The organism is Arthrobacter sp. TE12231, assembly GCF_054062895.1.
The window spans coordinates 2854963-2879145 of sequence record NZ_JBSSFS010000001.1 but is presented as its reverse complement, the minus strand read 5'-3'; the positions used below and the strand labels follow the sequence as shown (position 1 = coordinate 2879145).

At 68.6% G+C, this 24183-nt stretch carries 20 protein-coding genes; 16 read left to right on the top strand and 4 right to left on the bottom strand.

Annotation, left to right across the window (positions count from 1 at the left end; translation table 11 throughout):
* Positions 1–27 precede the first annotated feature (27 nt).
* The 6 genes from ACVWYS_RS13020 to ACVWYS_RS12995 all read left to right on the top strand — a co-directional run bounded on the left by ACVWYS_RS13020 (position 28) and on the right by ACVWYS_RS12995 (position 6916).
* A complete protein-coding gene (locus ACVWYS_RS13020; protein ID WP_344363994.1) occupies positions 28–816 on the top strand; it encodes a PP2C family protein-serine/threonine phosphatase in 789 nt (262 codons plus the stop codon).
* 67 nt (positions 817–883) lie between these two features.
* Positions 884–3223, top strand: coding sequence for an NAD-dependent DNA ligase LigA (ligA, locus tag ACVWYS_RS13015; protein WP_456509868.1), 2340 nt, complete (start codon positions 884–886; stop codon positions 3221–3223).
* A complete protein-coding gene (locus ACVWYS_RS13010; protein WP_116766104.1) occupies positions 3220–4062 on the top strand; it encodes an inositol monophosphatase family protein in 843 nt (280 codons plus the stop codon). Before ligA ends, ACVWYS_RS13010 begins: the two co-directional genes overlap by 4 nt.
* A gap of 99 nt (positions 4063–4161) precedes the next feature.
* A complete protein-coding gene (locus tag ACVWYS_RS13005; RefSeq protein ID WP_344363988.1) occupies positions 4162–4665 on the top strand; it encodes a GNAT family N-acetyltransferase in 504 nt (167 codons plus the stop codon).
* 83 nt (positions 4666–4748) lie between these two features.
* Positions 4749–5132: a RidA family protein gene (locus tag ACVWYS_RS13000; protein ID WP_091249516.1), complete on the top strand. Its 384-nt coding sequence runs from the start codon at positions 4749–4751 to the stop codon at positions 5130–5132.
* Between the two features lie 65 nt (positions 5133–5197).
* Positions 5198–6916, top strand: a complete 1719-nt coding sequence (locus tag ACVWYS_RS12995; RefSeq protein WP_344363985.1) for a SulP family inorganic anion transporter — start codon at positions 5198–5200, stop codon at positions 6914–6916.
* A gap of 67 nt (positions 6917–6983) precedes the next feature.
* Here ACVWYS_RS12995 and ACVWYS_RS12990 read toward each other — a convergent pair whose 3' ends face one another.
* Together ACVWYS_RS12990 and ACVWYS_RS12985 are read right to left on the bottom strand one after the other, a co-directional pair.
* Complete coding sequence (locus ACVWYS_RS12990; RefSeq protein WP_456509867.1) at positions 6984–7655, bottom strand: response regulator; 672 nt, start codon at positions 7653–7655, stop codon at positions 6984–6986.
* Positions 7648–9357: an ATP-binding protein gene (locus tag ACVWYS_RS12985; protein ID WP_456509866.1), complete on the bottom strand. Its 1710-nt coding sequence runs from the start codon at positions 9355–9357 to the stop codon at positions 7648–7650. The genes ACVWYS_RS12990 and ACVWYS_RS12985 overlap by 8 nt, the downstream gene beginning before the upstream one ends.
* Before the next feature lie 180 nt (positions 9358–9537).
* On the opposite strand from ACVWYS_RS12985, the gene ACVWYS_RS12980 reads away from it, so the two are divergent.
* The 4 genes from ACVWYS_RS12980 (at position 9538) to gatB (ending at position 14786) form a co-directional block, all read left to right on the top strand.
* Positions 9538–11019: a CitMHS family transporter gene (locus tag ACVWYS_RS12980; protein WP_456509865.1), complete on the top strand. Its 1482-nt coding sequence runs from the start codon at positions 9538–9540 to the stop codon at positions 11017–11019.
* Between the two features lie 371 nt (positions 11020–11390).
* Complete coding sequence (gene gatC, locus ACVWYS_RS12975) at positions 11391–11687, top strand: Asp-tRNA(Asn)/Glu-tRNA(Gln) amidotransferase subunit GatC (protein ID WP_091249523.1); 297 nt, start codon at positions 11391–11393, stop codon at positions 11685–11687.
* 4 nt (positions 11688–11691) lie between these two features.
* A complete protein-coding gene (gatA, locus tag ACVWYS_RS12970) occupies positions 11692–13281 on the top strand; it encodes an Asp-tRNA(Asn)/Glu-tRNA(Gln) amidotransferase subunit GatA (RefSeq protein ID WP_456509864.1) in 1590 nt (529 codons plus the stop codon).
* Positions 13281–14786, top strand: coding sequence for an Asp-tRNA(Asn)/Glu-tRNA(Gln) amidotransferase subunit GatB (gene gatB / locus ACVWYS_RS12965; RefSeq protein WP_456507154.1), 1506 nt, complete (start codon positions 13281–13283; stop codon positions 14784–14786). The genes gatA and gatB overlap by 1 nt, the downstream gene beginning before the upstream one ends.
* 12 nt (positions 14787–14798) lie before the next feature.
* On the opposite strand, the gene ACVWYS_RS12960 is transcribed toward gatB, so the two are convergent.
* Positions 14799–15707, bottom strand: a complete 909-nt coding sequence (locus ACVWYS_RS12960) for a LysR family transcriptional regulator (RefSeq protein WP_116768273.1) — start codon at positions 15705–15707, stop codon at positions 14799–14801.
* 173 nt (positions 15708–15880) lie between these two features.
* On the opposite strand from ACVWYS_RS12960, the gene tdh reads away from it, so the two are divergent.
* The 5 genes from tdh (at position 15881) to ACVWYS_RS12935 (ending at position 22543) form a co-directional block, all read left to right on the top strand.
* Positions 15881–16927: an L-threonine 3-dehydrogenase gene (gene tdh, locus ACVWYS_RS12955; protein WP_116768272.1), complete on the top strand. Its 1047-nt coding sequence runs from the start codon at positions 15881–15883 to the stop codon at positions 16925–16927.
* A gap of 85 nt (positions 16928–17012) precedes the next feature.
* Positions 17013–18221, top strand: coding sequence for a glycine C-acetyltransferase (locus tag ACVWYS_RS12950; RefSeq protein ID WP_456507153.1), 1209 nt, complete (start codon positions 17013–17015; stop codon positions 18219–18221).
* 471 nt (positions 18222–18692) lie between these two features.
* Positions 18693–19838: an NAD(P)/FAD-dependent oxidoreductase gene (locus ACVWYS_RS12945; RefSeq protein WP_456507152.1), complete on the top strand. Its 1146-nt coding sequence runs from the start codon at positions 18693–18695 to the stop codon at positions 19836–19838.
* A gap of 11 nt (positions 19839–19849) precedes the next feature.
* A complete protein-coding gene (locus ACVWYS_RS12940; RefSeq protein ID WP_456507151.1) occupies positions 19850–21091 on the top strand; it encodes an amidohydrolase family protein in 1242 nt (413 codons plus the stop codon).
* Positions 21092–21145: 54 nt separating this feature from the next.
* A complete protein-coding gene (locus ACVWYS_RS12935) occupies positions 21146–22543 on the top strand; it encodes a phenylacetate--CoA ligase family protein (protein ID WP_456507150.1) in 1398 nt (465 codons plus the stop codon).
* Between the two features lie 10 nt (positions 22544–22553).
* Here ACVWYS_RS12935 and ACVWYS_RS12930 read toward each other — a convergent pair whose 3' ends face one another.
* Complete coding sequence (locus ACVWYS_RS12930) at positions 22554–23234, bottom strand: histidine phosphatase family protein (protein WP_116768268.1); 681 nt, start codon at positions 23232–23234, stop codon at positions 22554–22556.
* 120 nt (positions 23235–23354) lie between these two features.
* Here ACVWYS_RS12930 and ACVWYS_RS12925 point away from each other — a divergent pair, with 120 nt between their 5' ends.
* A complete protein-coding gene (locus ACVWYS_RS12925; protein WP_116768267.1) occupies positions 23355–24122 on the top strand; it encodes a CPBP family intramembrane glutamic endopeptidase in 768 nt (255 codons plus the stop codon).
* Positions 24123–24183: the final 61 nt, after the last annotated feature.

The window sequence follows — 24183 nt, the reverse complement described above, 5'->3', positions numbered from 1 at the left end:
GCGAGCACCACTTCAGCTAGGACGGCCATGAACCCTACCTCAGACGCCCCGCTTCCCGCTTCGGACGGGGCGCGGGGACCGCGCCTGCGCTGGGGCTGCGGCACGGACCGGGGCCTGCGCCGTGAGATGAACGAGGACTCCTTCATTGCCGCCGAGCCCGTCTTCGCGGTGGCCGACGGCATGGGCGGCCACGAGGCAGGCGAAGTCGCCAGCAGCATTTGCGTGCGCACCCTGGCGGAGCTTCCGCAGGTGAAGACCGGCAGCCGGGACGCAACGGCAGGCCTCGTCCAGGACTATCTGCTCATAGCTGACGAGGGCATCCGCCAGGCCACGGACTCCCGCGCCGGAACCACGCTCTCCGGCGTCATAGTGGTGGAGCAGCCGGACGGCCCGTACTGGCTGGTCCTGAACATCGGCGATTCCCGCACCTACCGGTTCAGCCACGGTGGCCTCACCCAAGTCAGTGTGGACCACTCTGAAGTGCAGGAACTGGTGGCCGCCGGCCAGATCACCGAAGCCGAGGCCGCCGTCCATCCGCGCCGGCATGTGGTGACGCGCGCGCTGGGCACGGGAGACGAATCCGAGGCCGACTACTGGCTGATACCGCTCGAGGACGGTGACCGGATGCTGGTGTGCTCGGACGGGCTCAACGGGGAACTGAGCGACGAGCGGATTGCCGGCATCCTTGGATCCGAGCCGGACCCCCAGGCGGCGGTCGACGAACTGATCCAGGCCGCCCTGCGGAGCGGCGGACGGGACAACGTCACCGCGATTGTGGTCGATGCCCGGACCGCCGTCGGGGATACGCCCGTCTGACCGGCGGGCTGCCGGCCGGACAGCCTGCTGATCGGACAATGGCAATGATCTAGGGCAGGATAGGTCTGTGAGCACAGGAAAGACCGCAGCAGAGACTGAAAAAGCAGCCGACGAAGCCCAGGGGCACGTCACGGATCCTGAACGCCCCGCGGGGGAGCAGGTCCCGTCCGGGGATGTCCGCGCGGAGTACGAAGACCTCGTGGAGGAGGTCCGCAAACATCGTTTTGCGTACTACCAGGAGGACGCGCCGATCATCTCCGACGCCGAGTTTGACGAGCTCTACCGGCGGCTGGAAACCCTCGAGGCCATGCATCCGGAGCTTGTGGCCAACGATTCGCCCACGCAGGAAGTGGGCGGCGAGGTGTCCGCCGCGTTTGCCGCCGTCGAACACCTGCAGCGCATGTACAGCCTGGAAGACGTCTTTTCCCTCGAGGAGCTTGAGGCCTGGATTGCCAAGGCCGAGGCGTCCGTCGCCAAGATCGGCAACGGCGGCAACCCGCCGGCGTGGCTCACCGAACTGAAGATCGACGGCCTGGCCGTCAACCTGCTTTACCGCGACGGCGTGCTGGTCCGGGCCGCCACCCGCGGCGACGGCACCACCGGCGAGGACATCACGCACAACGTCCTGACCATCAAGGAAATCCCGCAGCAGCTCAGCGGCACGGGCTTCCCGGCGGAAATGGAAGTCCGCGGCGAGGTCTTTATCCCGTCCAAGGCGTTCGCGGAGTTCAACGAGGCCCTGATCGAGGCCGGCAAGGCGCCGCTGGCCAACCCGCGCAACGCCGCCGCCGGTTCGCTGCGGCAGAAGGACCCGGCGGAAACCGCCAAACGGCCGCTGCGGATGTACGTCCACGGCATCGGCGCCCGAGAGGGACTCCAGACGGTCAGCCAGTCAGACTCCTACCGCCAGTTGGCCGAATGGGGCCTGCCCACCAGCCCGTACTTCGAGGTCCTCGCCGGGCTGCAGGACGTGCTGGACTTCATCAAGCGCTACGGGGACAAACGGCATAGCCTGACGCACGAGATCGACGGCATTGTGGTCAAGGTGGACGACTTCGCCACGCAGCGCGCCCTGGGCTACACCTCCCGCGTGCCGCGCTGGGCCGTGGCATACAAATACCCGCCGGAGGAAGTGCACACCAAGCTGCTGGACATCGCCGTCAACGTCGGCCGCACCGGCCGGGTCACCCCCTACGGGATCATGGAACCGGTCAAGGTCGCCGGCTCTACCGTGGAAATGGCCACCCTGCACAACCAGGAAGTGGTCAAGGCCAAAGGCGTTAAGATCGGCGACATCGTGGTGCTGCGCAAGGCCGGAGACGTCATCCCGGAAATTGTGGGCCCGGTCTTGGCGCTCCGCGACCAGCAGGACCCGCCCGTCCGCGACTTCATAATGCCCACCGAATGCCCGGCCTGCGGCACGCCGCTGGCCCCCGGGAAGGAAGGGGACGTGGACATCCGCTGCCCCAACTCCCGATCCTGCCCGGCGCAGCTGCGTGAACGCGTCTTCCACCTCGCCGGCCGCGGCGCCTTCGACATCGAGGCCCTCGGCTGGGAAGCCGCGATCGCCCTGACCCAGCCCGCCGAGCCCGAAACGCCGCCGCTGACCACCGAGGCGACACTGTTCGAGCTCACCCCGGAGCAGCTCGCGGACGTCCGCGTCCGCCGGGAGAAGCGCTCCAAAGGCGTGGCCACCGGCGAATTCGAACTCGTGCCCTACTTCTATACCAAGGCCACCACCAAGACCCCGTCCAAGCCCACGGCCACCACGGACAAGCTCTTCCGCGAACTTGAGAAGGCCAAGTCCCAGCCGCTGTGGCGTGTCCTGGTGGCGCTGTCCATAAGGCACGTCGGCCCGCGCGCCTCCCGCGCCCTCGCCACCGCGTTCGGCAGCATGGACGCCATCCGGCAGGCCTCCGAGGAAGAGCTCGCCAGCGTGGACGGCGTGGGCCCGGTGATTGCCCAGGCGTTGACGGAATGGTTCGCCGAGGACTGGCACCGCGACATCGTGGACCGCTGGGCCGCCGCCGGTGTCCGGATGGCCGACGAGCGCGACGAGTCCACACCCCGGACCCTGGAGGGGCTGACCGTCGTGGTCACCGGAAGCCTCGAGGGTTTCAGCCGTGACGAGGCCAAGGAGGCCATCCTGATCCGTGGCGGCAAGGCGGCCGGCTCGGTCTCCAAGAACACCAGCTACGTGGTGGCCGGCGACAACGCAGGCACCAAACTGGACAAGGCAGAACAGCTCGGTGTCCCGGTCCTGGACGAGGACGGCTTCCGGGCCCTGCTGGCCAACGGCCCGGCCGGTGCGGCCGACAGCGACACGGATCCGGAGCTTGACCCGGACCTTGACTCGGAAGACGACGACGGCGACACCCCCGGCTTCGACTCGGCGGCGGCTCAATGAGCTCCCACCCCTCCGTCCCGCCCGATGCCGAGCCCGGCACGGCGGCGCTGCTGGAACTGGCCAAATCGGCCGCAGCCGCGGGTGCCGCGGTCCTGGCCACCCGGAAGGCCGCCGCCCTCGACGTCAGCAACAAGGGCGACTCGGGAGACTGGGTGACGGCCTTTGACCTCGCCGCCGAAGCCGCCGTCCGGGACGTCATCACCGCCGCCCGGCCGCACGACATCATCACGGGGGAGGAGGGCGGGACGGTCCTGCCGACGGAGCCCAGCGGCTACCGCTGGTCCATCGATCCCCTCGACGGCACCACTAATTTCATCCGCAACATCGTCTACTACGCCACCTCCGTGGCGGTGGCCGACCCCGACGGCGTCTGGCTGGCCGGCGTCGTCAGCGCCCCGGCGCTGGGCCGCACCTACTTCGCCTCCCGGGGCGAGGGGGCCTGGCTCGAGGAGCAGGGCCGGCTGACGGCCCTGCTCGGTCCCGTCCCCGGGCGCACCGGACAGATCCTGGCGACGGGCTTCAGCTACGATGCCGGGGTCCGGGCCGAACAGGCCGGCGGCCTGGGCGGCCTGATGGACGGCTTCGCGGACATGCGCCGCCTGGGCTCGGCGGCGCTGGACCTGTGCCTCGTGGCGGACGGCACCCACGACGCCTACGGCGAACGCGGGCTCAACGAGCACGACTTCGCCGCCGGTGCGCTGATCGCGGAGGAGGCCGGCTGCTGGGTGCGGCGGCCTCGGCTCACCAGCCCGCTGGCCGGCGGGCCGTCCGACGACGAGCGTCTGGCAGCCTGGACGTGCGCCGGTTCGCTGGAACTCTCCGGTAAGTTTCCGCTCTGACGGGTGCTCCTCACGCCGGGTCCCGGCAATAGTGATAGTTCAGTCACGGAAACAGCCCTTGCGCACGTAGCCGGTGTCGGCCACCCGTACCATTGACAGGTGCCTTCGCAGATCCTCATTCGCCCCGCCGTTCCGGCCGACTTCGACGCCATAGCGCGCATCACCCGGGACGCCTACTTGGCGGCGGGCTACTTTGAGAGCGCCGACCACCCCTACATGCGGCAGATCCAGGACGTCACCACGCGGGCGGCGGACGCGACGATCTGGGTGGCCGAGCGCGACGGCCGCATCCTCGGATCCGTGACACTGGCGGTCGCGGGGGAACCCTATGCGGACATCGCCCGGAGCGACGAGCTTGAGTTCCGCATGCTCGTGGTGGACCCGGCTGTCCAGCGCAGCGGCGCCGGCAAGGCCATGGTCCAGGCCATCATCGAACACGCCAGGTCCCTGCCGGGAATCCACGCAGTGGCCCTCACTACGGGCATCAGCTGGGAAAGCGCCCACGGCCTCTACCGCAAGACCGGCTTCGTCCGGGCACCGGACCGTGACTGGCTGGTGCCGGGCACGGACATCAAACTGCTCGTCTACCGCCAGGCCCTCTGACACAAAAGCGCGCGTTTTATCGGCCTGCCGGCCATCCGCCCTAGAGTTGTGCCGATCCCTGCGGCAACTGCGAAAGGCACCCCATGCGCAAAACCTTCGGCACCGGCTCCACCTGGGAACAGACGCTCGGCTATTCCCGGGCCGTCCAGGTGGACAACACCCTCTACATCTCCGCCACCGCCGCGAGCGGCGAGGACGGCATCGTGGGCGAGGACTTCTACACCCAGACCAGCTACATCCTGCAGAAGCTCGGGGCAGTGCTGGCCGAGGCCGGCTTCGCCTTCGAAGACGTGGTGCAGTCCAAGCTGTACCTGACGGACATCAGCAAGTGGGAAGAGGCCGGCCGCGCCCACGGCGAGGTCTTCGGCGACATCCGCCCGACGCTGTCCCTGGTCCATGTGCTGCCGTTCCTGGACCCGAAGATGCTCGTCGAGATCGAACTCGTCGCCCAGAAGAGCGCCAGCTAGAAGCGCTCGAGCCCGGGCCGGGCGGGACTCTGGCGGAACGGCCGGACTTGGGGTAAGACTGGCGCATGACCAGGGCGCACGGACAGGGCCCCAGCCGGGTCCCCATTTTAGGCCAGCTCCGTTCCTATGACCGGGCATGGCTGCGTGGCGATCTGATCGCCGGCGTCACCGTCGCCGCCCTGATTGTCCCGAAGAACCTGGGGTACGCCGGCATCGCGGGGATTCCGCTGCAGAACGGACTGTATGCGGCTGCCGCGGGCGCGCTCATGTACGGGATCTTCGGCAGCTGCCGGCAAATTTCGATGGGTCCCAGCTCGGGTCTGGCGGCGGTGGCCGCGAGCGCCGTGCTCGCGGCAGGCATTACCAACGACGTCGATATCGCCTCGTTCGTCGCCGGTATCACCCTTGCCTCAGGGGTCCTGTTCCTGCTCCTTGCCGTCCTCAAGATGGGCTGGATCGCGCAGTTCCTCTCCCGTGCCGTGGTCACAGGCTTCCTCTTCGGTGCGGCGATCGACGTCGTGATCGGGGAGCTCCCCAAGCTCACCGGGACCGAGGTCACCGGCTCCAATCCGATCCAGGAACTGTGGTCCTGGCTGGGGACGCTCGGCGAGGCGCACCGGGCGACGGTGATCGTCGGCGTGATCGCGCTGGCCGTCGTCTTTGGGCTCAAGGCAATCGCTCCCAAGGTCCCCGGCGCCCTCGTGCTCGTGGTGGGCGGACTGCTCGCGGCGGCATTGTTTGATCTCGGCGCCAAGGGCGTGGCGCTGGTGGGTGACGTCCCCCGGGGGCTCCCGGCGCTGAAGATCCCGGACGGCCAGCTCATGTGGGACCACGCGGGCACGGTCGCGGTCGCCGCCGTGGCGTTGGTCCTGATCGGCTTCTCCCAGACCGCGGGCGATGCGCGCGCGTTCGCCGCCAAGCACCGCTACCAGATCGACATCAACCAGGAATCGACGGCGCAGTCCCTCTCCAACCTGGCCGCGGGCGTGTTCCAGGGGATGCCGGTCTCGACAAGCCTCTCAGCGAGCTCGCTGAACGACCACTCCGGGGCGAAGACCGGGCTCGCCTCCCTCACCTCGGGTGTCACGGTCCTGCTTACACTGCTGTTCCTGGCGCCGCTCTTTTCCAACCTGCCCAAGCCCGTGCTGGCGGCTCTGATCATCGAGGCCGTCGTCATGGGCATGATGAACGTGCCGGAGATGCGGCGGCTGGCCCGGGTACAAAAGGTGGACTTCTGGATCGCGGTCGCCGCGATCCTCGGAACCCTGGTGTTCGGCGTACTCGCGGGAGTCATCATCGGCATCGGACTCTCGCTGATCTGGCTGGTCGCGGTGGCCACCCACCCGGCGATGCCGTCTCTTGGCCGCGAACCGGGCACGCAGGTCTTCCGCGAAGCCGACGGGCACCCCGGCGACGAGATCCTCCCCGGCGTGGCCGTGATCCGGTTCGACGGCGGCCTGTTCTTCGCCACCGCCGACGCCCTGGAGGATCGCCTGCGCGACGTCATCCATGCAAAACCGGAACTGACCGGGATCGTGATCGACTGCGGGGGGATCAACTTCGTAGATTCCCAAGGCGCGGCAAAGATGGCGGACGTCGTGACCCTGGCCCGGGACGCCGGCGTCAACCTGCGCCTCACCCGCCTGAAGCCGGCGGTACGGGCCATCCTCGAACGCGACGGCGTGATCGAACTCATCGGGGCGGACAAGATCCACGGCAACATCCACAGGGCAGTCGAGGCGGAACAAGCGGCCGCAGAACGGGGCCGGGCGGACACCGGCTAGAACCGACGCGGGCACTTACGGTCCATCGCGGCAGCCCTGCTGGGGCCCCGCGTTGCTTTGCGGAGGCCTAGGGGCCGGTTCCGGCGGGGAGTCCGTAGCGGTGCTCGGGGCGCCCGGTGGTGCCGTAGCGCAGCTGGATGTCGACGGCGCCGTCGTCCGCGAGCGAGGACAGGTACCGTTGGGCGGTGGCCCGTGACACCCCCACCCGGGCAGCGACGTCGGCGGCCGAATACTGCTCACCGGGAACCAGGGATTCGAGCACCGCGGCCTCGGTGGCGGACCGGGGCCGCGCGGAGGGGGCGACGTCGCCCGCGATCAGGGCCCGCTTGGCGCGGTCCACCGTCTCCTGGTTGACGGATCCCGGCTGGGCCAGGATACGGCGGTAGCGGGCATACGAGCGCAGCTGCTGGGACAGGGCTTCGGCCGTGAAGGGCTTGAGCAGGTAGCCCAGGGCGCCGCGGCGGAATGCGAGCCGGAGCGAGGCCGTGTCCGAGGCGGCGCTGAGGATCACGGTGTCCACGTCCAGCTGGTGCAGCAGGTCCAGCCCGGAAGCATCCGGCAGGTAGACGTCCAGCAGCACAAGGTCCGGGCGCAGGCTGTGGATGGCCTGCAGCGCCTGCGACGCCGAACCGGCCGGAGGCAGCGCGAGGAAACCGGCCACGGAATCCACATAGGCGGCGTGCAGCTTGGCGACGTGGAAATCGTCGTCGACTATCAGCACCCTGAAATCCTCAGACATCGGTGTCCTTTCCGGTTGGTTCTGTTGTCCCGGGCAGCGTGGCGACGAACACGGCGCCCGGGCCGCCGGGGGAGCCGGGGTCCAGCACCCGGACGTCGCCGCCGCGCCGGCGCGCGAGCTGCCGGGACAACGCCAGCCCCAGCCCCTGCCCTGCGCCCGCCCGCGCCGGCCGTTCCGACGTCGTATAGCCTTCCGTGAACACGGCCTCGGCCCCTGCGGCTGCAACCCCGGGTCCCAGGCCGTCGCCGGAATCCGCGACGACAATGTGCAGGGTGCCGGCGCCGCCGTTGACGCCCGGTTCGTCCAGCACTTCCACTTCCACCCAGCGCTCGGACGCGGAACCGGCGACGGCGGCATTCACGGCGTTGTCGATCAGGTTCCCCAGGACGGTGGTGACATCCTGCGGCTCAGCGACGCGGCCGCGGACCACGGATTCCGGGCCGAGGCGAAGGCTCACGCCGCGCTCGTCCGCCTCAACGCCCTTGGCCCCGAGGAAGGCCTGCAGATACGGGTCCTGGAGCAGCTCGGCCTGGTCCACCGGGAATGTCAGCGGCCCGGTGGCTGCCAGCCTGGCCAGATAATCCTGGGCCTGCTGGGGCTTGCCGATGCTCATGAAGCCGGCGATGGTGTGCAGCTGGTTGGCGAACTCGTGGCGCTGCGCCCGCAGGGCCGCGGACATCGTGCCGACGGCATCGAGCTGCCGGGTCAGCTGCTGCAGTTCGGTCCGGTCCCGCAGCATCACCACCCAGCCCAGGTCCTCGCGACCATGCAGGGCCTTGCGCGCGCTGGCCACCAGTACCCGGCCGCCGGCCACGAGTTCCACGGCGTCGCCCTCGGCCGCGTCGGCCCGGGTCAGGGCCTTCAGCTGGGCCGGCACCGGCGCGGTGCCCCAGGCGCTGCCGGCGAGGTCGGGAACACCGAGCAGCCGCTGGGCGGCGGCGTTGAAGACACTGACCCGGCCGTCGGCCGCAACGCCGATCACGCCGTCGTCGACCCCCTGCAGTACCGCCACCTGGTCGTGTACGAGGGTGCTGATTTCCTCAGGCTCCAGCCCGAGCGTGAGCCGCTGAAGCCGGCGCCGGAGCAGGAAGGACGCCAGTACCCCGGCGAGGAGTGCCCCGGCGGCCGTAGCGGCGATGGGAGCGATGTCCCTGGCCAGGCTCTGGCTGATCGTTTCCGTCGAGTAGCCCACGCTCACCTCACCCACCACTGCCGTGGACTCCGGGGCGAACACCGGGACTTTGGCGCCGGCGGAGGGCCCCAGCGTGCCCGTGTTCCGGGTGGTGACCTCCTTGCCGGCCAGGGCTTCGGAGGGGTCGGTGCTCACTTTCTCGCCCAGCCGCTCCGCATCCGGGTGCGCCAGGCGTATGCCGGTCTCGTCCGTAATGACCACGAACAGCGCCCCGGTGCGGGTGCGGGCACCCTCCGCGGCAGCCATGAGCGGCCCGGCCAGCAGCTCGGCCGCCGGGGGAGCAGCGGGAAGGGCGCTGATGGACTGGACCTCTGCCCGCACGGACGGGTCCGAAGCGACGGTCCGGGCCAGGGTCAGCGCCTGGTTCTCCGCCTCGCGCCCCAGCCGGTCATACGTCAGCCAGGCATGGACGGCGCTGCTCAGGAGCACCACCAGCGCCACGACGCCGAGCTGCAGGAGCAGCGTCTGGGTTGAAAAGCGCAGGGCGGGCAGGGCTGTGCGGCGCTTCATCGGGCTCCTGCCTAGGGTTCGTACGGACTGGTTGAGGACGTGAGCAAAATGCGCAAAATGCATCCAACAAGCAGTATGCCAATCAATTGAGCCAAAGACCCAGCCGTGACGGACGCCACTCTAACGTCTGTAGTGCGCATCACACCGGAGTGGTGTCATTCAATGAAGAAGGAGCCGGCCGTGCTGGTATTACTAGGATTCGCCATGATCGCGGTATTCATGGTGCTGATCATGACGAAGAAGTTGACGCCTGTTTTGGCGCTCATCATCGTTCCCACGATTTTCGGACTTTTCTCCGGGGCGGGCCTCGGTATCGGCCCCATGGTGCTGGACTCGATGAAGTCCATGACGTCCACGGCCGCGCTGCTGATGTTCGCCATCATCTACTTCGGGCTGATGATCGATGTCGGCCTCTTTGACCCGCTGGTCCGGTTCATCCTGCGCAAGCTGGGCAACGACCCCGCCAAGGTGGTCCTCGGCACGGCTATCCTGGCCGCCGCGGTGTCCCTCGACGGAGACGGCTCCACCACCTTCATCCTCACCACCGCGGCGATGTTGCCGGTCTACCTGCGGCTCAAGATGAGCCCGGTGGTCCTGACCTGCGTGGCCGGCCTGGCCAACGGGACTATGAACATCCTGCCCTGGGGCGGTCCCACGGCCCGCGCCGCCTCCGCCCTGAAGATCAGCGTGTCCGAGGTCTTTGTCCCGATGATCCCCTCCCTCATCGCCGGCCTGGTGGTCGTGTTCGCCTTCGCCTGGCTGCTGGGCCTGCAGGAGCGCAACCGTCTCCGCGCCGTCGCCCCGGAAATCTGGGGCACCGGGGACGCCCGGATGCCCGACGCCGGCCCCTCGCGCGGCGGCACCGGCACCGGCCGCTTCGGCTTCGGCCGCAAGGTGACCGGCCCCGCCGGCGGAACTACCGCCGTCGGAAGCCCTGCAACCGGAGGTTCCTCCGTCGCCGTCCTGGAACGCGCCGAGGACCTCGTGGACGAGCGCGACTCGGCCATGGCGGACACCGCCCTGGACCCCAACCGTCCCACCCTGCGCCCCAAGCTCCAGTGGTTCAACCTGGGCCTGACGGTCGCCATCATGGTCCTGCTGGTCGCGGACCTCGTGCCGCTGCCGTTCGTGTTCATGGTCGGCTCGGCCATCGCCCTGCTGGTCAATTTCCCCAAGGTCAAGGACCAGAGCGCCCAGCTGATCGCCCACGCACCGTCGATCGTCGCCGTCGTCAGCATGGTCATGGCCGCCGCGGTCCTGACCGGCGTCCTCAATGGCACCGGCATGGTCAAGGCCATGTCCACCTGGCTGGTGCAGATCATTCCCGCGGACATGGGACCGCTCATGGCCGTCATCACCGGCGTCCTGAGCATCCCGATGACGTTCTTCATGAGCAATGACGCCTTCTACTTCGGCGTCTTGCCGGTCCTCAGCGAAACGGCAGCACACTACGGCATCAGCGCCGCCGAAATGGCCCGTGCTTCCATCACCGGCCAGCCCTTCCACCTGCAGAGCCCCCTGGTCCCGGCCATCCTGCTCCTGGTCTCCCTGGCCAAAGTGGACCTCGGCGACCACCACAAGAAGGTCCTCTGGCGCACGGCAGTCATCTCCCTGGTCATGCTCGGCGTAGGAGTAGCCACCGGAGCCATCGGCATCGGCTGACACTCTCCGCGGCATCACGCGGACATTCTCCGCGTGCTCGCTCGTTCCTCGCTTAGACGCACGCTTCCGAATGCCTGCGCGCTGCCACTGGCAGCCAACCACGGCAGGCGGGGAACCCAACGACGATATCGAGCCTGCCTGGTTCGGAGATTCTCCGGACCAGGCAGCCGTCGTTGGTGAGCGGCGCACTCCGGTGGTGGGACGGACATCCTGCCGGCTGCGTCTAAGCGAGGGACGAGCGAGCAGCCAAAGGATCGTCCGGCCCGGCGCCGGGAAGGTGAGGCGGTTAAGGAGACCGTGCCGGGCGGTAAGCGGAGTTCAACCCACGTAGACTGGGACGGAAAATAATCCTTTACTTGCAGGGGAGATCCATGGCTGCGATCAACCGCGACGACGTCGCGCATCTCGCGCAACTCGCGCACATCGAGATGAGTGCCGAAGAGCTCGACAGGATGGCCGGCGAACTCGCCGTCATCGTCGAATCAGTGAAGTCCGTCAGTGAAGCTGCCGGTGATGACGTCCCGGCCACGTCGCACCCGATTCCGCTGACCAACGTGTTCCGCGAGGACGTCGTGGGGCACACGTTCACCGCCGAGCAATCCCTCTCCGGTGCCCCAGACGCGTACGAAGGCCGCTTCAAGGTCCCGGCAATCCTGGATGAGGACTAAGACCATGACTGAGAACAACGAACTGATCCGCCTCTCCGCCGCCGCGCTCGCCGACAAGCTGGCCGCCCGCGAAGTCACCTCCGTCGAGGTCACCCAGGCCTACCTGGACCGGATCGCCGCCGTCGACGGCAAGGTCCACGCCTTCCTGCACGTCAACACGGAGGAAGCCCTTGCCGTGGCCGCCGAAGTGGACGCGATCCGCGCCGCGGGAGGCGGCGCAGCCGAGGAACTGCACGCCCTCGCCGGCGTGCCGATCGCCGTCAAGGACCTCATCGTCACCATTGGCCAGCCCACCACGGCCGGCTCGAAGATCCTCGAAGGCTGGTACAGCCCCTACGACGCCACCGTCGTGGAGCGCCTGCGCGCCGCCAAGATGCCGATCCTGGGCAAGACCAACCTGGACGAATTCGCCATGGGCTCCTCCACCGAGCACTCCGCGTACGGACCCACCCACAACCCGTGGGACCTGGACCGCATCCCCGGCGGTTCCGGCGGCGGTTCCGCTGCCGCCGTCGCGGCCTTCGAAGCCCCGCTGGCCCTCGGCACGGACACCGGCGGATCCATCCGCCAGCCCGGCGCCGTCACCGGCACCGTCGGCGTCAAGCCCACCTACGGCGGCGTCTCCCGCTACGGCGCCATCGCCATGGCCTCCTCGCTGGACCAGATCGGCCCGGTCTCCCGCACCGTGCTGGACTCGGCCCTGCTGCACCAGGTGATCGGCGGCCACGATCCCCGCGACTCCACCTCCCTGCCGGACCCGCTCGAGGACCTCGTGGCCGCGGCCCGGACCGGCAACGTCCAGGGCATGAAGATCGGCATCATCAAGGAACTCCACGGCGAGGGCTACCAGGCCGGCGTCGAGAACCGCTTCAACGAGTCCCTGGAGCTGCTCAGGGGAGCCGGTGCCGAGATCGTCGAGGTCTCCTGCCCCAACTTCAAGTACGCCCTGGGCGCCTACTACCTGATCATGCCCTCCGAGGCCTCCTCCAACCTGGCCAAGTTCGACGGCGTCCGGTACGGCCTGCGCGTCCTTCCCGAAGAGGGACCGCTAACCATCGAACGCGTCATGGGCGCCACCCGCGCCGCCGGCTTCGGCGACGAGGTCAAGCGCCGCATCATCCTGGGCACCTACGCGCTGAGCGCCGGATACTACGACGCCTACTACGGCTCGGCCCAGAAGGTTCGCACCCTGATCCAGCGCGACTTCGAGGCCGCGTTCGCCAAGGTGGACGTGCTGATTTCCCCGACGGCCCCCACCACGGCCTTCAAACTGGGCGAGAAGCTCAACGACCCGCTCGCGATGTACCTCAACGACGTCGCCACCATCCCCGCCAACATGGCCGGCGTCCCCGGGCTCTCCCTGCCCGGCGGTCTGGCCGACGAGGACGGACTGCCGGTCGGCATCCAGCTGCTGGCCCCGGCCCGCCAGGACGCCCGGCTGTACCGTGTCGGCGCCGTGTTGGAGTCCCTGCTCGAGGCGCAGTGGGGCGGCCCGCTCCTGGACCGCGCCCCCTCACTGACGGCCCCTTCACCGACTGATTCAGCACCGGCGGTTGCTGCTGGCGCCCCCGCGAGCCACGGAGGTTCACACTAATGACTGACGCAACCCTGAGCTTCGAAGAGGCCATGGAGAAGTACGATCCCGTCCTGGGGTTCGAGGTCCACGTCGAACTCAACACCAAGACCAAGATGTTCTCCTCCGCGCCCAACGTTTTCGGCGACGAGCCCAACACCAACGTCAACGAAGTGGACCTCGGCATGCCCGGCGTCCTGCCCGTGGTCAACAAGACCGCGATCGAATCCTCGATCAAGATCGGCCTCGCGCTGAACTGCAAGATCGCCGAGACCTGCCGCTTCGCCCGGAAGAACTACTTCTACCCGGACACTCCGAAGAACTTCCAGACCTCCCAGTACGACGAGCCCATCGCGTACGACGGCTACCTGGACATCGAGCTCGCCGACGGCACCGTGTTCCGCGTCGAAATCGAGCGTGCCCACATGGAAGAGGACGCCGGCAAGCTGACCCACATGGGCGGCGCCACCGGCCGCATCCAGGGCGCGGACTACTCCCTGGTGGACTACAACCGCTCCGGTGTGCCCCTCGTGGAGATCGTCACCAAGCCGATCGAGGGCGCGGGCAGCCGCGCGCCCGAACTCGCCAAGGCATACGTTGCCGCCGTCCGCGAGATCGTCAAGAACCTGGGTGTCTCGGACGCCAAGATGGAACGCGGCAACGTCCGCTGCGACGCCAACGTTTCGCTGCGCCCGCACGGCCGCGAACGCTTCGGCATCCGCTCCGAGACCAAGAACGTCAACTCCCTGCGCGCCGTCGAACACGCCGTCCGCTACGAGATCCAGCGCCACGCCGCCGTCTTGGATTCCGGCGAGCCGGTCATCCAGGAAACCCGGCACTGGCACGAGGACACCCGGACCACGACCTCGGGCCGGGCCAAGTCCGACGCCGACGACTACCGCTACTTCCCGGAACCGGACCTCGTCCCGATCACCGCGTCCCGCGAGTGGGTCGAGGAGTTGCGCGCCACCCTGCCCGAGCCGCCGGCCGCCCGCCGCAAGCGCCTGCAGGCCGACTGGGGCTACTCCGACCTGGAGTTCCGCGACGTCGTCAACGCCGGCGTCATGGACGAGATCGAGGAAACCATCGCCGCCGGCGCCACCCCCACGGTGGCCCGCAAGTGGTGGATGGGTGAGATCGTGGGGCGCGCCAAGATCGCCGACGTCGATCCGGGCCAGCTCGGCGTCAACCCGGCCACCATCGTGGAACTGAACAAGATGGTGGAAGAGGGCAAGATCAACAACAAGATGGCCTCCGAGGTCCTGGACGGCGTGCTTGCCGGCGAAGGCACCCCGGCGGAGATCGTTGAAAAGCGCGGCCTCGCCGTGGTCTCCGACGACGGCCCCCTGCTCGAAGCCATTGACGCGGCCCTCGCCGCGCAGCCCGACGTCGCGGACAAGATCCGCGGCGGTAAGGTCCAGGCGATCGGTGCGATCGTCGGCGGCGTCATGAAGGCCACCCGCGGGCAGGCCGACGCCGGCCGCGTCCGCGAACTGATCCTTCAGCGCCTCGGCGTCGAAGGCTAAGGGGCCAAAACCCTAACGCTCCACCAATTCGGTCATGATGGTCTGCAGTGCTTCGCAGACCATCATGACCGAAGTGCGTTTAAGGTTCTCCGGCCTGGCCAGGACATCGATCCTGCGCCGGGTGCTGATGCCTTCCAGCGGCCGCAGCACGATGCCCGGATTCAGCACGGGCCGCGCCGTATACCGGGGCAAGAGGCCGATCACCCCGCCGGCCGCGACGAGAGCCGCCACGGTCGAATAGTCGTTGATCCGGTGCACAATGTTCAGCTCCCGGCTGGAGACGGCCGCGACGGCGGACAGCACGTCGGCGGGGGAGTAGCCGGCGCGGCTGGTCACCCACGGTTCGCCCACGACGTCGTCCGCCGTCACCGCGCGCTGGCCGGCCAGCCGGTGCCCGGCCGGCAGCGCGACGTCCAGCGGCTCATGCGCGAGCGGGATCACCGCGACGCGCTCCTCGGGCCACCGCGGGCTGTGATCCATCCGGTGCGCCAGCACAAGGTCATAGCGGGCCGTCAGGGCCGGGAAATCCTGCTGGGCCACGTCCTCGTCCGAGAGCAGGATCCGCGGCTGTCCAGGTGCGTCCAGGAGCCGGGCCAGCGGCGCGAAGAGCGCCTGCCCCGCGCTGTGGAAACCGCTGAGCGTCACCGGCGCGACGGGCGAGCCGTGATAGGCGCCGATCGCCATCTTCGCATCCGCCATCGCGCTCACGACGGCGGCCCCGGCGTCCGCGAGCACCTGTCCGGCCTCCGTCAGCACCAGGTTCCGGCCTTCCTTGCGGGTCAGCGGAACCTCCACGGTCTTCTGCAGCGCGGCCAGCTGCTGGGACACGGCCGAGGGCGTCACGAGGAGGGTTTCGGCGACGGCCTTGACGCTGCCCAGGGCGCCGAGCTCACGCAACATCTCCAGCTGGTGGATTTCCATGCCAGCCATTCTATGCAACAGCTATTTCTAAATCGTCGATTGAGAAGAATTCGGTTGTGCTAATGCTTTTTCGGTGGGTCTAATGGGGTGAGTTGTCCCACATGCCCGCGCCGCACGGCGGAATAGACCGCGCGGGGCAATACACGCGGAGCAAAACACAGTTAGGAAAGTCCATGAAGGCTCTCTACAAGGCCGGTGCCCACGCAGGATTCGAACTCGTCGACCGCCCGGAGCCCGAGGCCGGCCCGGGTGACGTCAAGATCCGGGTCATGACCACCGGCATCTGCGGCACGGACCTGCACATCCAGTCGTGGGACGCCTGGGCGCAGGGCATCATCAACGCCCCGTTGATCGCCGGCCACGAGTTCTACGGCGAAGTCGTGGAGATCGGCGAGGACGTCCTGGACGTCAAAGTGGGGGACCGGGTCTCCGGCGAGGGCCACATCGTGTGCGGCATCTGCCGCAACTGCCGCGCCGGCCGCAAGCAGATGTGCATCAACACCGTCAGCGTCGGCGTCCAGCGCGACGGCGCCTTCGCCGAGTACGTGGTGATCCCCGAGACCAACGTCTGGGTCCACCAGGATCCCTCCGTCACCCCGGAACTGGGCGCCATCTTCGACCCCTTCGGCAACGCCGTCCACACCGCCCTGAGCTTCCCGCTGGTCGGCGAGGACGTCCTGATCACCGGCGCCGGGCCCATCGGGCTCATGGCCATCGCCGTCGCCCGGCACGCCGGCGCCCGCAAGATCGCCATCACCGACATTTCCGCTCCCCGGCTGGAACTGGCCCGGAAGCTCGGCGTCGACCTCGCGATCGACGTCTCAAAAATGCGGGTCAAGGACGCCCAGCGCGAACTCGGGATGCGCGAAGGCTTTGACATCGGCATGGAAATGTCGGGACACCCCACCGCGCTGCCTGAGATGATCGACAACATGAACCACGGCGGCCGGATCGCAATGCTGGGACTGCCCAGCCAGTCCATCGACATCGACTGGGGCAAGGTGGTCACTCACATGCTGACCATGAAGGGCATCTACGGCCGCGAAATGTTCGAGACCTGGTATGCGATGAGCGCCATGCTCTCCTCCAACCCGGTCCTGCACGCCAACATTTCGGCCGTCGTCACCGACTCTCTGCCTGCCACCGACTGGGAAAAAGGCTTCGAGGTTGCCCGCGCCGGCGTCGGGGGCAAAGTGGTCCTCGACTGGACCGTCTTCTAGGCCGCCCTCTCCAGGCCCCCCTTTCCGAACCCGCATTTCGCCCCCGCATTTCGCCCCCGCATCCAACCAGCTGAGGAGCCAACCTATGTATTCGACCATCAAGGACCAGCTGCAGCACGAACTCGACGAGATCCGCAGCGCCGGACTGTTCAAGACCGAGCGTCACATCGACTCGCCGCAGGCCAACCACATCAAGGCCGGGCAGATCGGGGAGTCCAGCGCGGACGTCCTGAACTTCTGCGCCAACAACTATCTCGGCCTCGCGGACCACCCGGAGATCATCGCCGCCGCCAAGGCCGCGATGGACGAGCGCGGCTTCGGCATGGCCAGCGTCCGCTTCATCTGCGGCACCCAGGACCTGCACCTGGCCCTGGAAAAGCGCGTCTCGACGTTCCTCGGAACCGAGGACACCATCCTGTTCTCCAGCTGCTTCGACGCCAACGGCGGCGTCTTCGAATCCCTCTTCGGCCCGGAGGACGCCGTCATCTCCGACGCCCTGAACCACGCGTCCATCATCGATGGCATCCGGCTCTGCAAGGCCCAGCGCTTCCGCTACGCCAACCAGGACATGGCGGACCTCGAATCGAAGCTGATCGAGGCCACCACGCAGGAGAACCCGGCCCGCCGCAAGATCATCGTCACGGACGGCGTCTTCTCGATGGACGGCTTCCTGGCCCCGCTCGAAGCGATCTGCGACCTCGCCGAAAAGTACGACGCCATGGTCATGGTGGACGACTCCCACGCGGTGGGCTTCATGGGCGCCTCCGGCGCGGGCACCCCCGAACACGCCGGCGTCTCGGACCGCGTGGACATCTACACGGGAACCTTCGGCAAAGCCCTCGGCGGCGCCTCCGGCGGCTACGTCTCCGGGCGCCGCGAGGTCATCGCCATGCTCCGTCAGAAGGCCCGCCCTTACCTGTTCTCCAACTCGCTGGCCCCGGCCATCGTCGCGGCCACGCTCAAGGCCCTGGACCTCGTGGAGAACTCCGGTGAACTGCGGACCAAGCTCTTCGCCAACGCGGAACTGTTCCGCAACCGCATGAGCGAGGAAGGCTTCGAACTGCTCCCCGGCGAGCACGCGATTGTCCCGGTCATGTTCGGCGACGCCGTCATGGCGGCCAAGGTGGCCGACGCTATGCTCCACAACGGCGTCTTCGTCACGGCATTCAGCTACCCGGTGGTGCCCAAGGGCGCGGCCCGCATCCGCGTCCAGCTCTCCGCCGCCCACAGCGCCGAAGACGTCGAGGCCTGCGTTCAGGCGTTCGTCCGGAGCCGGGCCGCCGTCGCGGCCTAGGCGGATCCCTGAGGCCGGGCCCCTTCAGTTCATCTAGGGGCCCGGCCCGGTCCAGGGGTCCAGCCCGGTCCAGGGGTCCGGCCTTGCTCCAGGGGTCCGGCCCTGCTCGTTCATCCCGGCTTCTTCCACTGGCTTTTTCCGCGGGACATGCCCAGCTCCGGCCGCGAGGACTGGACATGATGCCACTATGTCCAACGGCCGCGACCAAGGAAGGGCATGTCCCGGGCCTGGCCGCCGCAACGAGGGACATGTTCAGTCGCGTGGATCAGGGGAGGGCATGTCCCGGGTCTGCCCGCCGCAACGAGGGACATGTCCAGCGGTGCGGACTAGGAAGGGACATGTCCAGGGGCCAGAACCGACATGACCGGCTCACGCCTCCCCGAATGCTGTTCCGCGGGACACCGGCGACGCCCGCCCGCCCTGGTGCAGGTCCCGGCGCGACTTGACGCGACAATCTGCAAGGATGGGACCATGTCAGCAACTTACGATGTCGTGATTGTCGGCGGAGGCATCGCCGGCCTGTCCCTTGCCTCCGCCTTGGCCGGGCGCTGCTGCGTGGCCCTGGTCGAGGCCGAGCAGACCCTGGCGTACCACACCTCGGCCCGTTCGGCCCGGCAGCTGATCCCCAGCTACGGCCCGCCCGTCGTCCAGGAACTCACCGTCCGGACGCTGGAGCTCATCGCCGCCGGCGACACCGAACGCCCGGCACCGGTGCTCACGCCGCGCGGCTTCATGCTGATCGGCGACGACGCCACCGTCCGGGCCAAAGCCAGCGGCCACATGCACCGGATCACCCATGCCGAGGCGCTGGAACTGTGCCCTGTCCTGGTCCCGGAATCCTTCAGCGCCGCCGGCCTGGACACCGGATCCTTCGCCTGCAACGCCCCGATACTGCTCGAGGACCACCGGCAGCGGGCCGAAGCCGGCGGCGTGGACATCATCACCGGGGCCAGGGTCCATTCGGCGCAGCGCCTGGGCACCGGCTGGGAACTCGGCGCCGGACAGGAAGGCTTCGAGGCCGCCGTCGTGGTCAATGCGGCCGGCGCCTGGGCGGACGAGCTCGCGGTCCTCAGCGGCGTCGAGAAGCTCGGCCTCCAGCCGTACCGCCGCACCGCCGCGATCGTCGACGTCGGACATCCCCTCCCGGCAACCTGCCCCATGGTGGCGGCGGCCGATGACAGCTTCTATTTCCGGCCCGACGACGGCCAGGTCCTGATCTCGCCCGCGGAGCACGTCCCGAGCGGAGCGGAAGACGCCCGGCCCTACCCCGGCGACATCGAAGGTCTCGTCGCCCGGCTCAACACGATCACGACCCTCGGGATCCGCGGCGTCAGCAAAGCCTGGACAGGTCTGCGGACCGAAGCCGCGGACGGTGTCCCGGTGGTGGGATTCGACGCCGAGGCCACCGGATTCTTCTGGCTCGCCGGCCAGGGCGGCTACGGCTTCCAGACGTCTTCGGCCATCGCCGAACTCGCCGCCGGGCTGATCCTGGCCGGGCAGGGTGCCCCCGCTTCCGGCACGGCCGCAGGCACGGTAGCAGGCACGGCCGCGGAGGCCAGTCCGGCATCCCGGACAGCGGAGGCGCTGGCCGCGACCCGCTGGTCCATCCGGCGCTGAAGAATGGATGCATGAGCACCCTGATCACCAACATCGCCGAACTCATGACCCAGGACGCGGAACACCGCGTCCTCCGCGACGCGGCGGTGGTGATCGAGGGGGAGCGGATATCCTGGCTGGGTCCCGCGGCCGGCGCGCCGGCGGCGGATGAAGCCGTGGACGCCGGCGGCCGGGCGCTCCTGCCGGGCTGGGTCGATTCCCACACCCACCTGATTTTCGCGGGGGACCGCACGGCCGAGTTCGAGGCCCGGATGGCCGGGGAGAGCTACAGTGCCGGCGGGATCGCCGTGACCACCGGCGCCACCCGGAGCACGAGCGACTTCGAGCTCACCCGGCTGGCCATGGGCCGCATCGCGGAAGCCGTCTCGCAGGGCACCACCTACCTCGAGACCAAAACGGGCTACGGCCTGGACGTCGAGAACGAAGCCCGCAGCGCCCGGATCGCCTCCACGGTCGCGGACGAGGTCACCTACCTCGGGGCGCACCTCGTGCCCGCCGGCATGGACGCCGAGGACTACACGGAGCTGGTCTGCGGGCCGATGCTCGCCGCGGTTCTGCCCTACGTGCGCTGGGCCGATGTGTTTTGCGAGCAGGGCGCCTTCAACGAGGACCAGTCCCGCCGGGTGCTGCAGGCCTGCAAGGACGCCGGGCTGGGACTGCGGGTCCACGGCAACCAGCTCGGCGAGGGCCCGGGTGTCCGGCTGGCCGTGGAATTCGGCGCCGCGAGCGTGGACCACGTGAACTACCTTTCGGCCGCGGACATCGACGCCCTCGCCGGCAGCTGGTCCGGCTGGGAGGACGCCGGCGGCACCGGTTCTCAGGTCGCCGACGCTCGGCGGACGGGACAGCGCGGCACCGTCGCGACCTGCCTGCCGGCCTGCGATCTCTCCACCCGGCAGCCGCTGGCCCCCGGAAGGGAACTGCTCGACGCCGGCGTGCAGCTCGCGTTGGCCTCCAACTGCAACCCGGGCACGTCCTACACAAGCTCGATGGCGTTCTGTGTCACCACTGCCGTGCTGCAGATGCGGCTCAGCGTCCACGAGGCGGTGCGCGCGGCAACCTACGGCGGCGCGCTGGCCCTGGGGCGGGAGTCCGGGAAAGACGTCGACGGCGAACGGGCCGTGGGCTCGATCGCCGTCGGGCACCGGGCGGACCTGCACCTGCTCAACGCGCCCTCGGCCACACACCTGGCCTACCGGCCCGGCATTCCGCTCACCCGCGCCGTGTGGCGGGCGGGCGTACGCGCCCGGTGACTCTGGTTTCAACCTAATGCTTTCGACCCTGTCGGCTTACCCCAGGAGGTAACTGTGGCAAGGCTGTTGGAGGAACTGGGCTTCGCTCTCGATCAGCTGTGGGCCCAGGGCCAGGGGCCGGCTGGCCTGGCCCGGCGCCGGGACGCCCGGCTGGCGGCGCTCGTCGCTCACGCCCGGATCAGTTCGCCTTTCTACCGGCGCCTCTACCGGGACGTGAAGGGCGCCCTGGCCGCCGACGGCGTCGTCCTGACGGAGCTGCCACCGGTCACCAAACAGGAGCTCATGGCCAACTTCGATGACTGGGTCACCGATCCCGCCGTCACCCGGGCCGGAGTCGAAGCCTTCATCGCCGACCCGTCCTTGGTCGGAACGCCATACCTGGAACGGTATTTCGTCTGCACAACGTCGGGCACCACCGGGCACCCCGGTATCTTCGTGCACGATCCCCGTTCCCTCGCGGTCTCCCAGGCCTTCACTCTGCGCATCGACCTAGCCTGGCTGTCGCCCGCGGAGTTGCTGGCTATGGGCCGCCGCGGGTTGCGCTGGGCGGCAGTTGTGGGCACTGGCGGACACTACGCGGGGGCAGGCTGGGTGCAATGGCAGGGCCGGCGCAGTTGGTGGCGCCGGCGCGCGTTCCGGGCTTTTCCGGTGCAACAGCCGCTGGCGCGGCTCGTGGCAGCCCTCAATGAGTTCGACCCCTCAGCTATCACCGGCTATCCGAGTGCCCTCGCGCTGCTCGCCGAGGAGCAGGCAGCCGGCCGGCTCCACCTGAAACCCGTGGTGGTGGAGTTGGCAGGCGAGTCCAGCGGGCCGGACGTGCGGGCCCGCATCGTGGAGGCGTTCGGGGGCGCCCTCCACGACGCCTACGCGGCCTCCGAGTTCACACCGCTGGCGTTTGACTGCGCCCGCGGCTGGCTGCACGTCAACAGCGACTGGGCCATCCTGGAGCCGGTCGACGCGGACTACCGGCCTACTCCCCCGGGGGAGCCGTCCCACACCGTGCTGCTGACCAACCTCGCAAACCGGGTCCAGCCGCTGATCCGCTACGACCTCGGCGACTCAGTGCTGGCAAAGACCGGTCCGTGCGAATGCGGCAACCCGCTGCCCGCCATCCGGGTCGCCGGCCGCCGCGACGACGTCCTGCGGCTCGTTGCCGCCGACGGGACCGCCCTCCTTGTTCTTCCGCTCGCCATCGGATCCGTCGTCGACGAAACGCCCGGATTGCACCGCAGCCAGCTGGTTCAGACGGGACCGACAACCATCCGCCTCCGGCTGGAACCCGAACCCGGTGCCGATGCCGGAGTGGTGTGGCGCGCGGCCTCCGCGAGGCTGTCGGAGTACCTCGCCGGGCTGGAACTGGGGAACGTCGACGTCGTCCGCGCGGCCGAGCCGCTAGAGCAGAGCGGCACGAGCGGGAAGTTCCGGCAGGTGATCGCTCGGGTTCCTGACTGAATGGCGGCAGCTAGAAGAACATCGGCGGGGCGTCCAGGACGGTCTCGTCCACGCGCCGCTTTTCCCACTGCGTGAACGGCTTGTCGAGCTCGTACTTGCCCCGCGCGGTGCGCAGCAGGGTGCGGACCTCGGCGTTCTCCGGGTTGTTCAGGGATTCGAAGTACTCCACCGACCAGTGGAACCAGCGCATGCAGAAGAGGCGCATGGTCAGCCCGTGCGTCACGAACAGCGCGTTCGGGGCGTAGCTTGGCTTTGACCAGTGCCGGTAGAGGGTCTCCATGAAGGAGGAAATCCGGTCATACACATCGGAGCCCGACTCGCCCTCGCGGAAGCGGTAGAAGAAGTGGCCGTAGGCGTTGCGGAGCTCCTTTTGGTCCTCGATGTCGCCGGCGATCTGAAAGTTCGCCCAGTCCTGCTCCCGCAGCCGCGGTTCCTCGATCACCCGTTCCACGAGCGGGCCGAGGTTGAGCGCCTCGAGGGTCTGGTAGGCACGCAGGTACGGGGAAACGTAGACGCACACCGGGCGGCCGTCCAGTTGGCGCCGGACCTCCTCACCGGCCGCCGTCGCCTGTTCCAGTCCCAGGGGCGTCAGCGGAATCCGGTAGTCCGGGACACGGTTGTAGATCGAGGTGTCGGCATTGGCGGCGGACTGGCCGTGCCGGATCATGATGATTTTCCGGGGCGCACTCATAAACCCCAAGCATAGGGCTCCCGGAAGCGGGTGCCGCAGGCAAAACCCCGCACGGCCGCACCTCCTGGGCAATAGGTGGGGCACCAGCAAACTATCGGCAACGGCAGGCAAGATAGGAACATGTTGGTTCCCTCCCGCCGTCGGCTGCGGTTCGAAGTGTTGATTGTCCTGGGACTGTCGCTGGGGCAGTCCGCGGTGTACTCCGTGGTGCAGCTGCTGGACAAAATGACCACGGCGCCGCTGGCCCAGGGCACGTCCACGCTGAACCGTTCGCAGAGCGCGCGCGAATACTTCGACCTCACCTACCAGCTGCTGGACATCCTCTTTGCCCTGGTCCCGGTGGCCCTGGTGATCTACTTCCTCACCGAGCGCTGGCCAGCCGGAGAACACGGCACCTCGGCGTTCCGGAGGATCGGCTTCAACTTCGCCCGTCCCGGCAAGGATCTCCTGCAGGGACTGGGACTCGCCGCCGCCATCGGCATCCCGTCCCTGGCGCTCTACGCCGCCGGCCGGGCGCTGGGGATCACGACGGCGATCATCCCCAGCGCCCTGGACGCCTACTGGTGGACGGTGCCGGTGCTGGTCCTGTCCGCGATCCGGCACGGGATCGTGGAGGAAGTGATTGTGGTGGGCTATCTCCTGGACCGGCTCGGGAAGCTGGGCTGGAGCACGCCGGCGGCCATCGCGGCCAGCGCCCTGCTTCGCGGCAGCTACCACCTCTACCAGGGGTTCGGGCCGTTTATCGGCAACGCGGTGATGGGCGTGGTCTTCGCCCTGGTTTACACCCGCACCAAGCGGGTGATGCCCCTCGTGATCGCCCACGCCATCCTGGATACCGTGGCGTTCGTGGGATTCAGCCTGTTCGGCAAGGCCGTGGGCCTGGGCTGAGGCGCCCACAAAGCAACGCGGGAGAGTCGGCACTTAAAATATATCGGCCGCCATCTCGCGG

Excerpts from the sequence above, each read along its gene's own strand:
- ACVWYS_RS12960 (WP_116768273.1), bottom strand. The coding sequence starts at position 15,707 with ATGGAAATCCACCAGCTGGAGATGTTGCGTGAGCTCGGCGCCCTGGGC.
- tdh (WP_116768272.1), top strand. The coding sequence starts at position 15,881 with ATGAAGGCTCTCTACAAGGCCGGTGCCCACGCAGGATTCGAACTCGTC.
- ACVWYS_RS12985 (WP_456509866.1), bottom strand. The coding sequence starts at position 9,357 with ATGAAGCGCCGCACAGCCCTGCCCGCCCTGCGCTTTTCAACCCAGACG.
- ACVWYS_RS12940 (WP_456507151.1), top strand. The coding sequence starts at position 19,850 with ATGAGCACCCTGATCACCAACATCGCCGAACTCATGACCCAGGACGCG.
- ACVWYS_RS12990 (WP_456509867.1), bottom strand. The coding sequence starts at position 7,655 with ATGTCTGAGGATTTCAGGGTGCTGATAGTCGACGACGATTTCCACGTC.
- gatA (WP_456509864.1), top strand. The coding sequence starts at position 11,692 with ATGACTGAGAACAACGAACTGATCCGCCTCTCCGCCGCCGCGCTCGCC.
- gatC (WP_091249523.1), top strand. The coding sequence starts at position 11,391 with ATGGCTGCGATCAACCGCGACGACGTCGCGCATCTCGCGCAACTCGCG.
- gatB (WP_456507154.1), top strand. The coding sequence starts at position 13,281 with ATGACTGACGCAACCCTGAGCTTCGAAGAGGCCATGGAGAAGTACGAT.
- ACVWYS_RS13020 (WP_344363994.1), top strand. The coding sequence starts at position 28 with ATGAACCCTACCTCAGACGCCCCGCTTCCCGCTTCGGACGGGGCGCGG.
- ACVWYS_RS12995 (WP_344363985.1), top strand. The coding sequence starts at position 5,198 with ATGACCAGGGCGCACGGACAGGGCCCCAGCCGGGTCCCCATTTTAGGC.
- ACVWYS_RS12930 (WP_116768268.1), bottom strand. The coding sequence starts at position 23,234 with ATGAGTGCGCCCCGGAAAATCATCATGATCCGGCACGGCCAGTCCGCC.
- ACVWYS_RS13000 (WP_091249516.1), top strand. The coding sequence starts at position 4,749 with ATGCGCAAAACCTTCGGCACCGGCTCCACCTGGGAACAGACGCTCGGC.
- ACVWYS_RS12950 (WP_456507153.1), top strand. The coding sequence starts at position 17,013 with ATGTATTCGACCATCAAGGACCAGCTGCAGCACGAACTCGACGAGATC.
- ACVWYS_RS12945 (WP_456507152.1), top strand. The coding sequence starts at position 18,693 with ATGTCAGCAACTTACGATGTCGTGATTGTCGGCGGAGGCATCGCCGGC.
- ACVWYS_RS13010 (WP_116766104.1), top strand. The coding sequence starts at position 3,220 with ATGAGCTCCCACCCCTCCGTCCCGCCCGATGCCGAGCCCGGCACGGCG.
- ACVWYS_RS12925 (WP_116768267.1), top strand. The coding sequence starts at position 23,355 with ATGTTGGTTCCCTCCCGCCGTCGGCTGCGGTTCGAAGTGTTGATTGTC.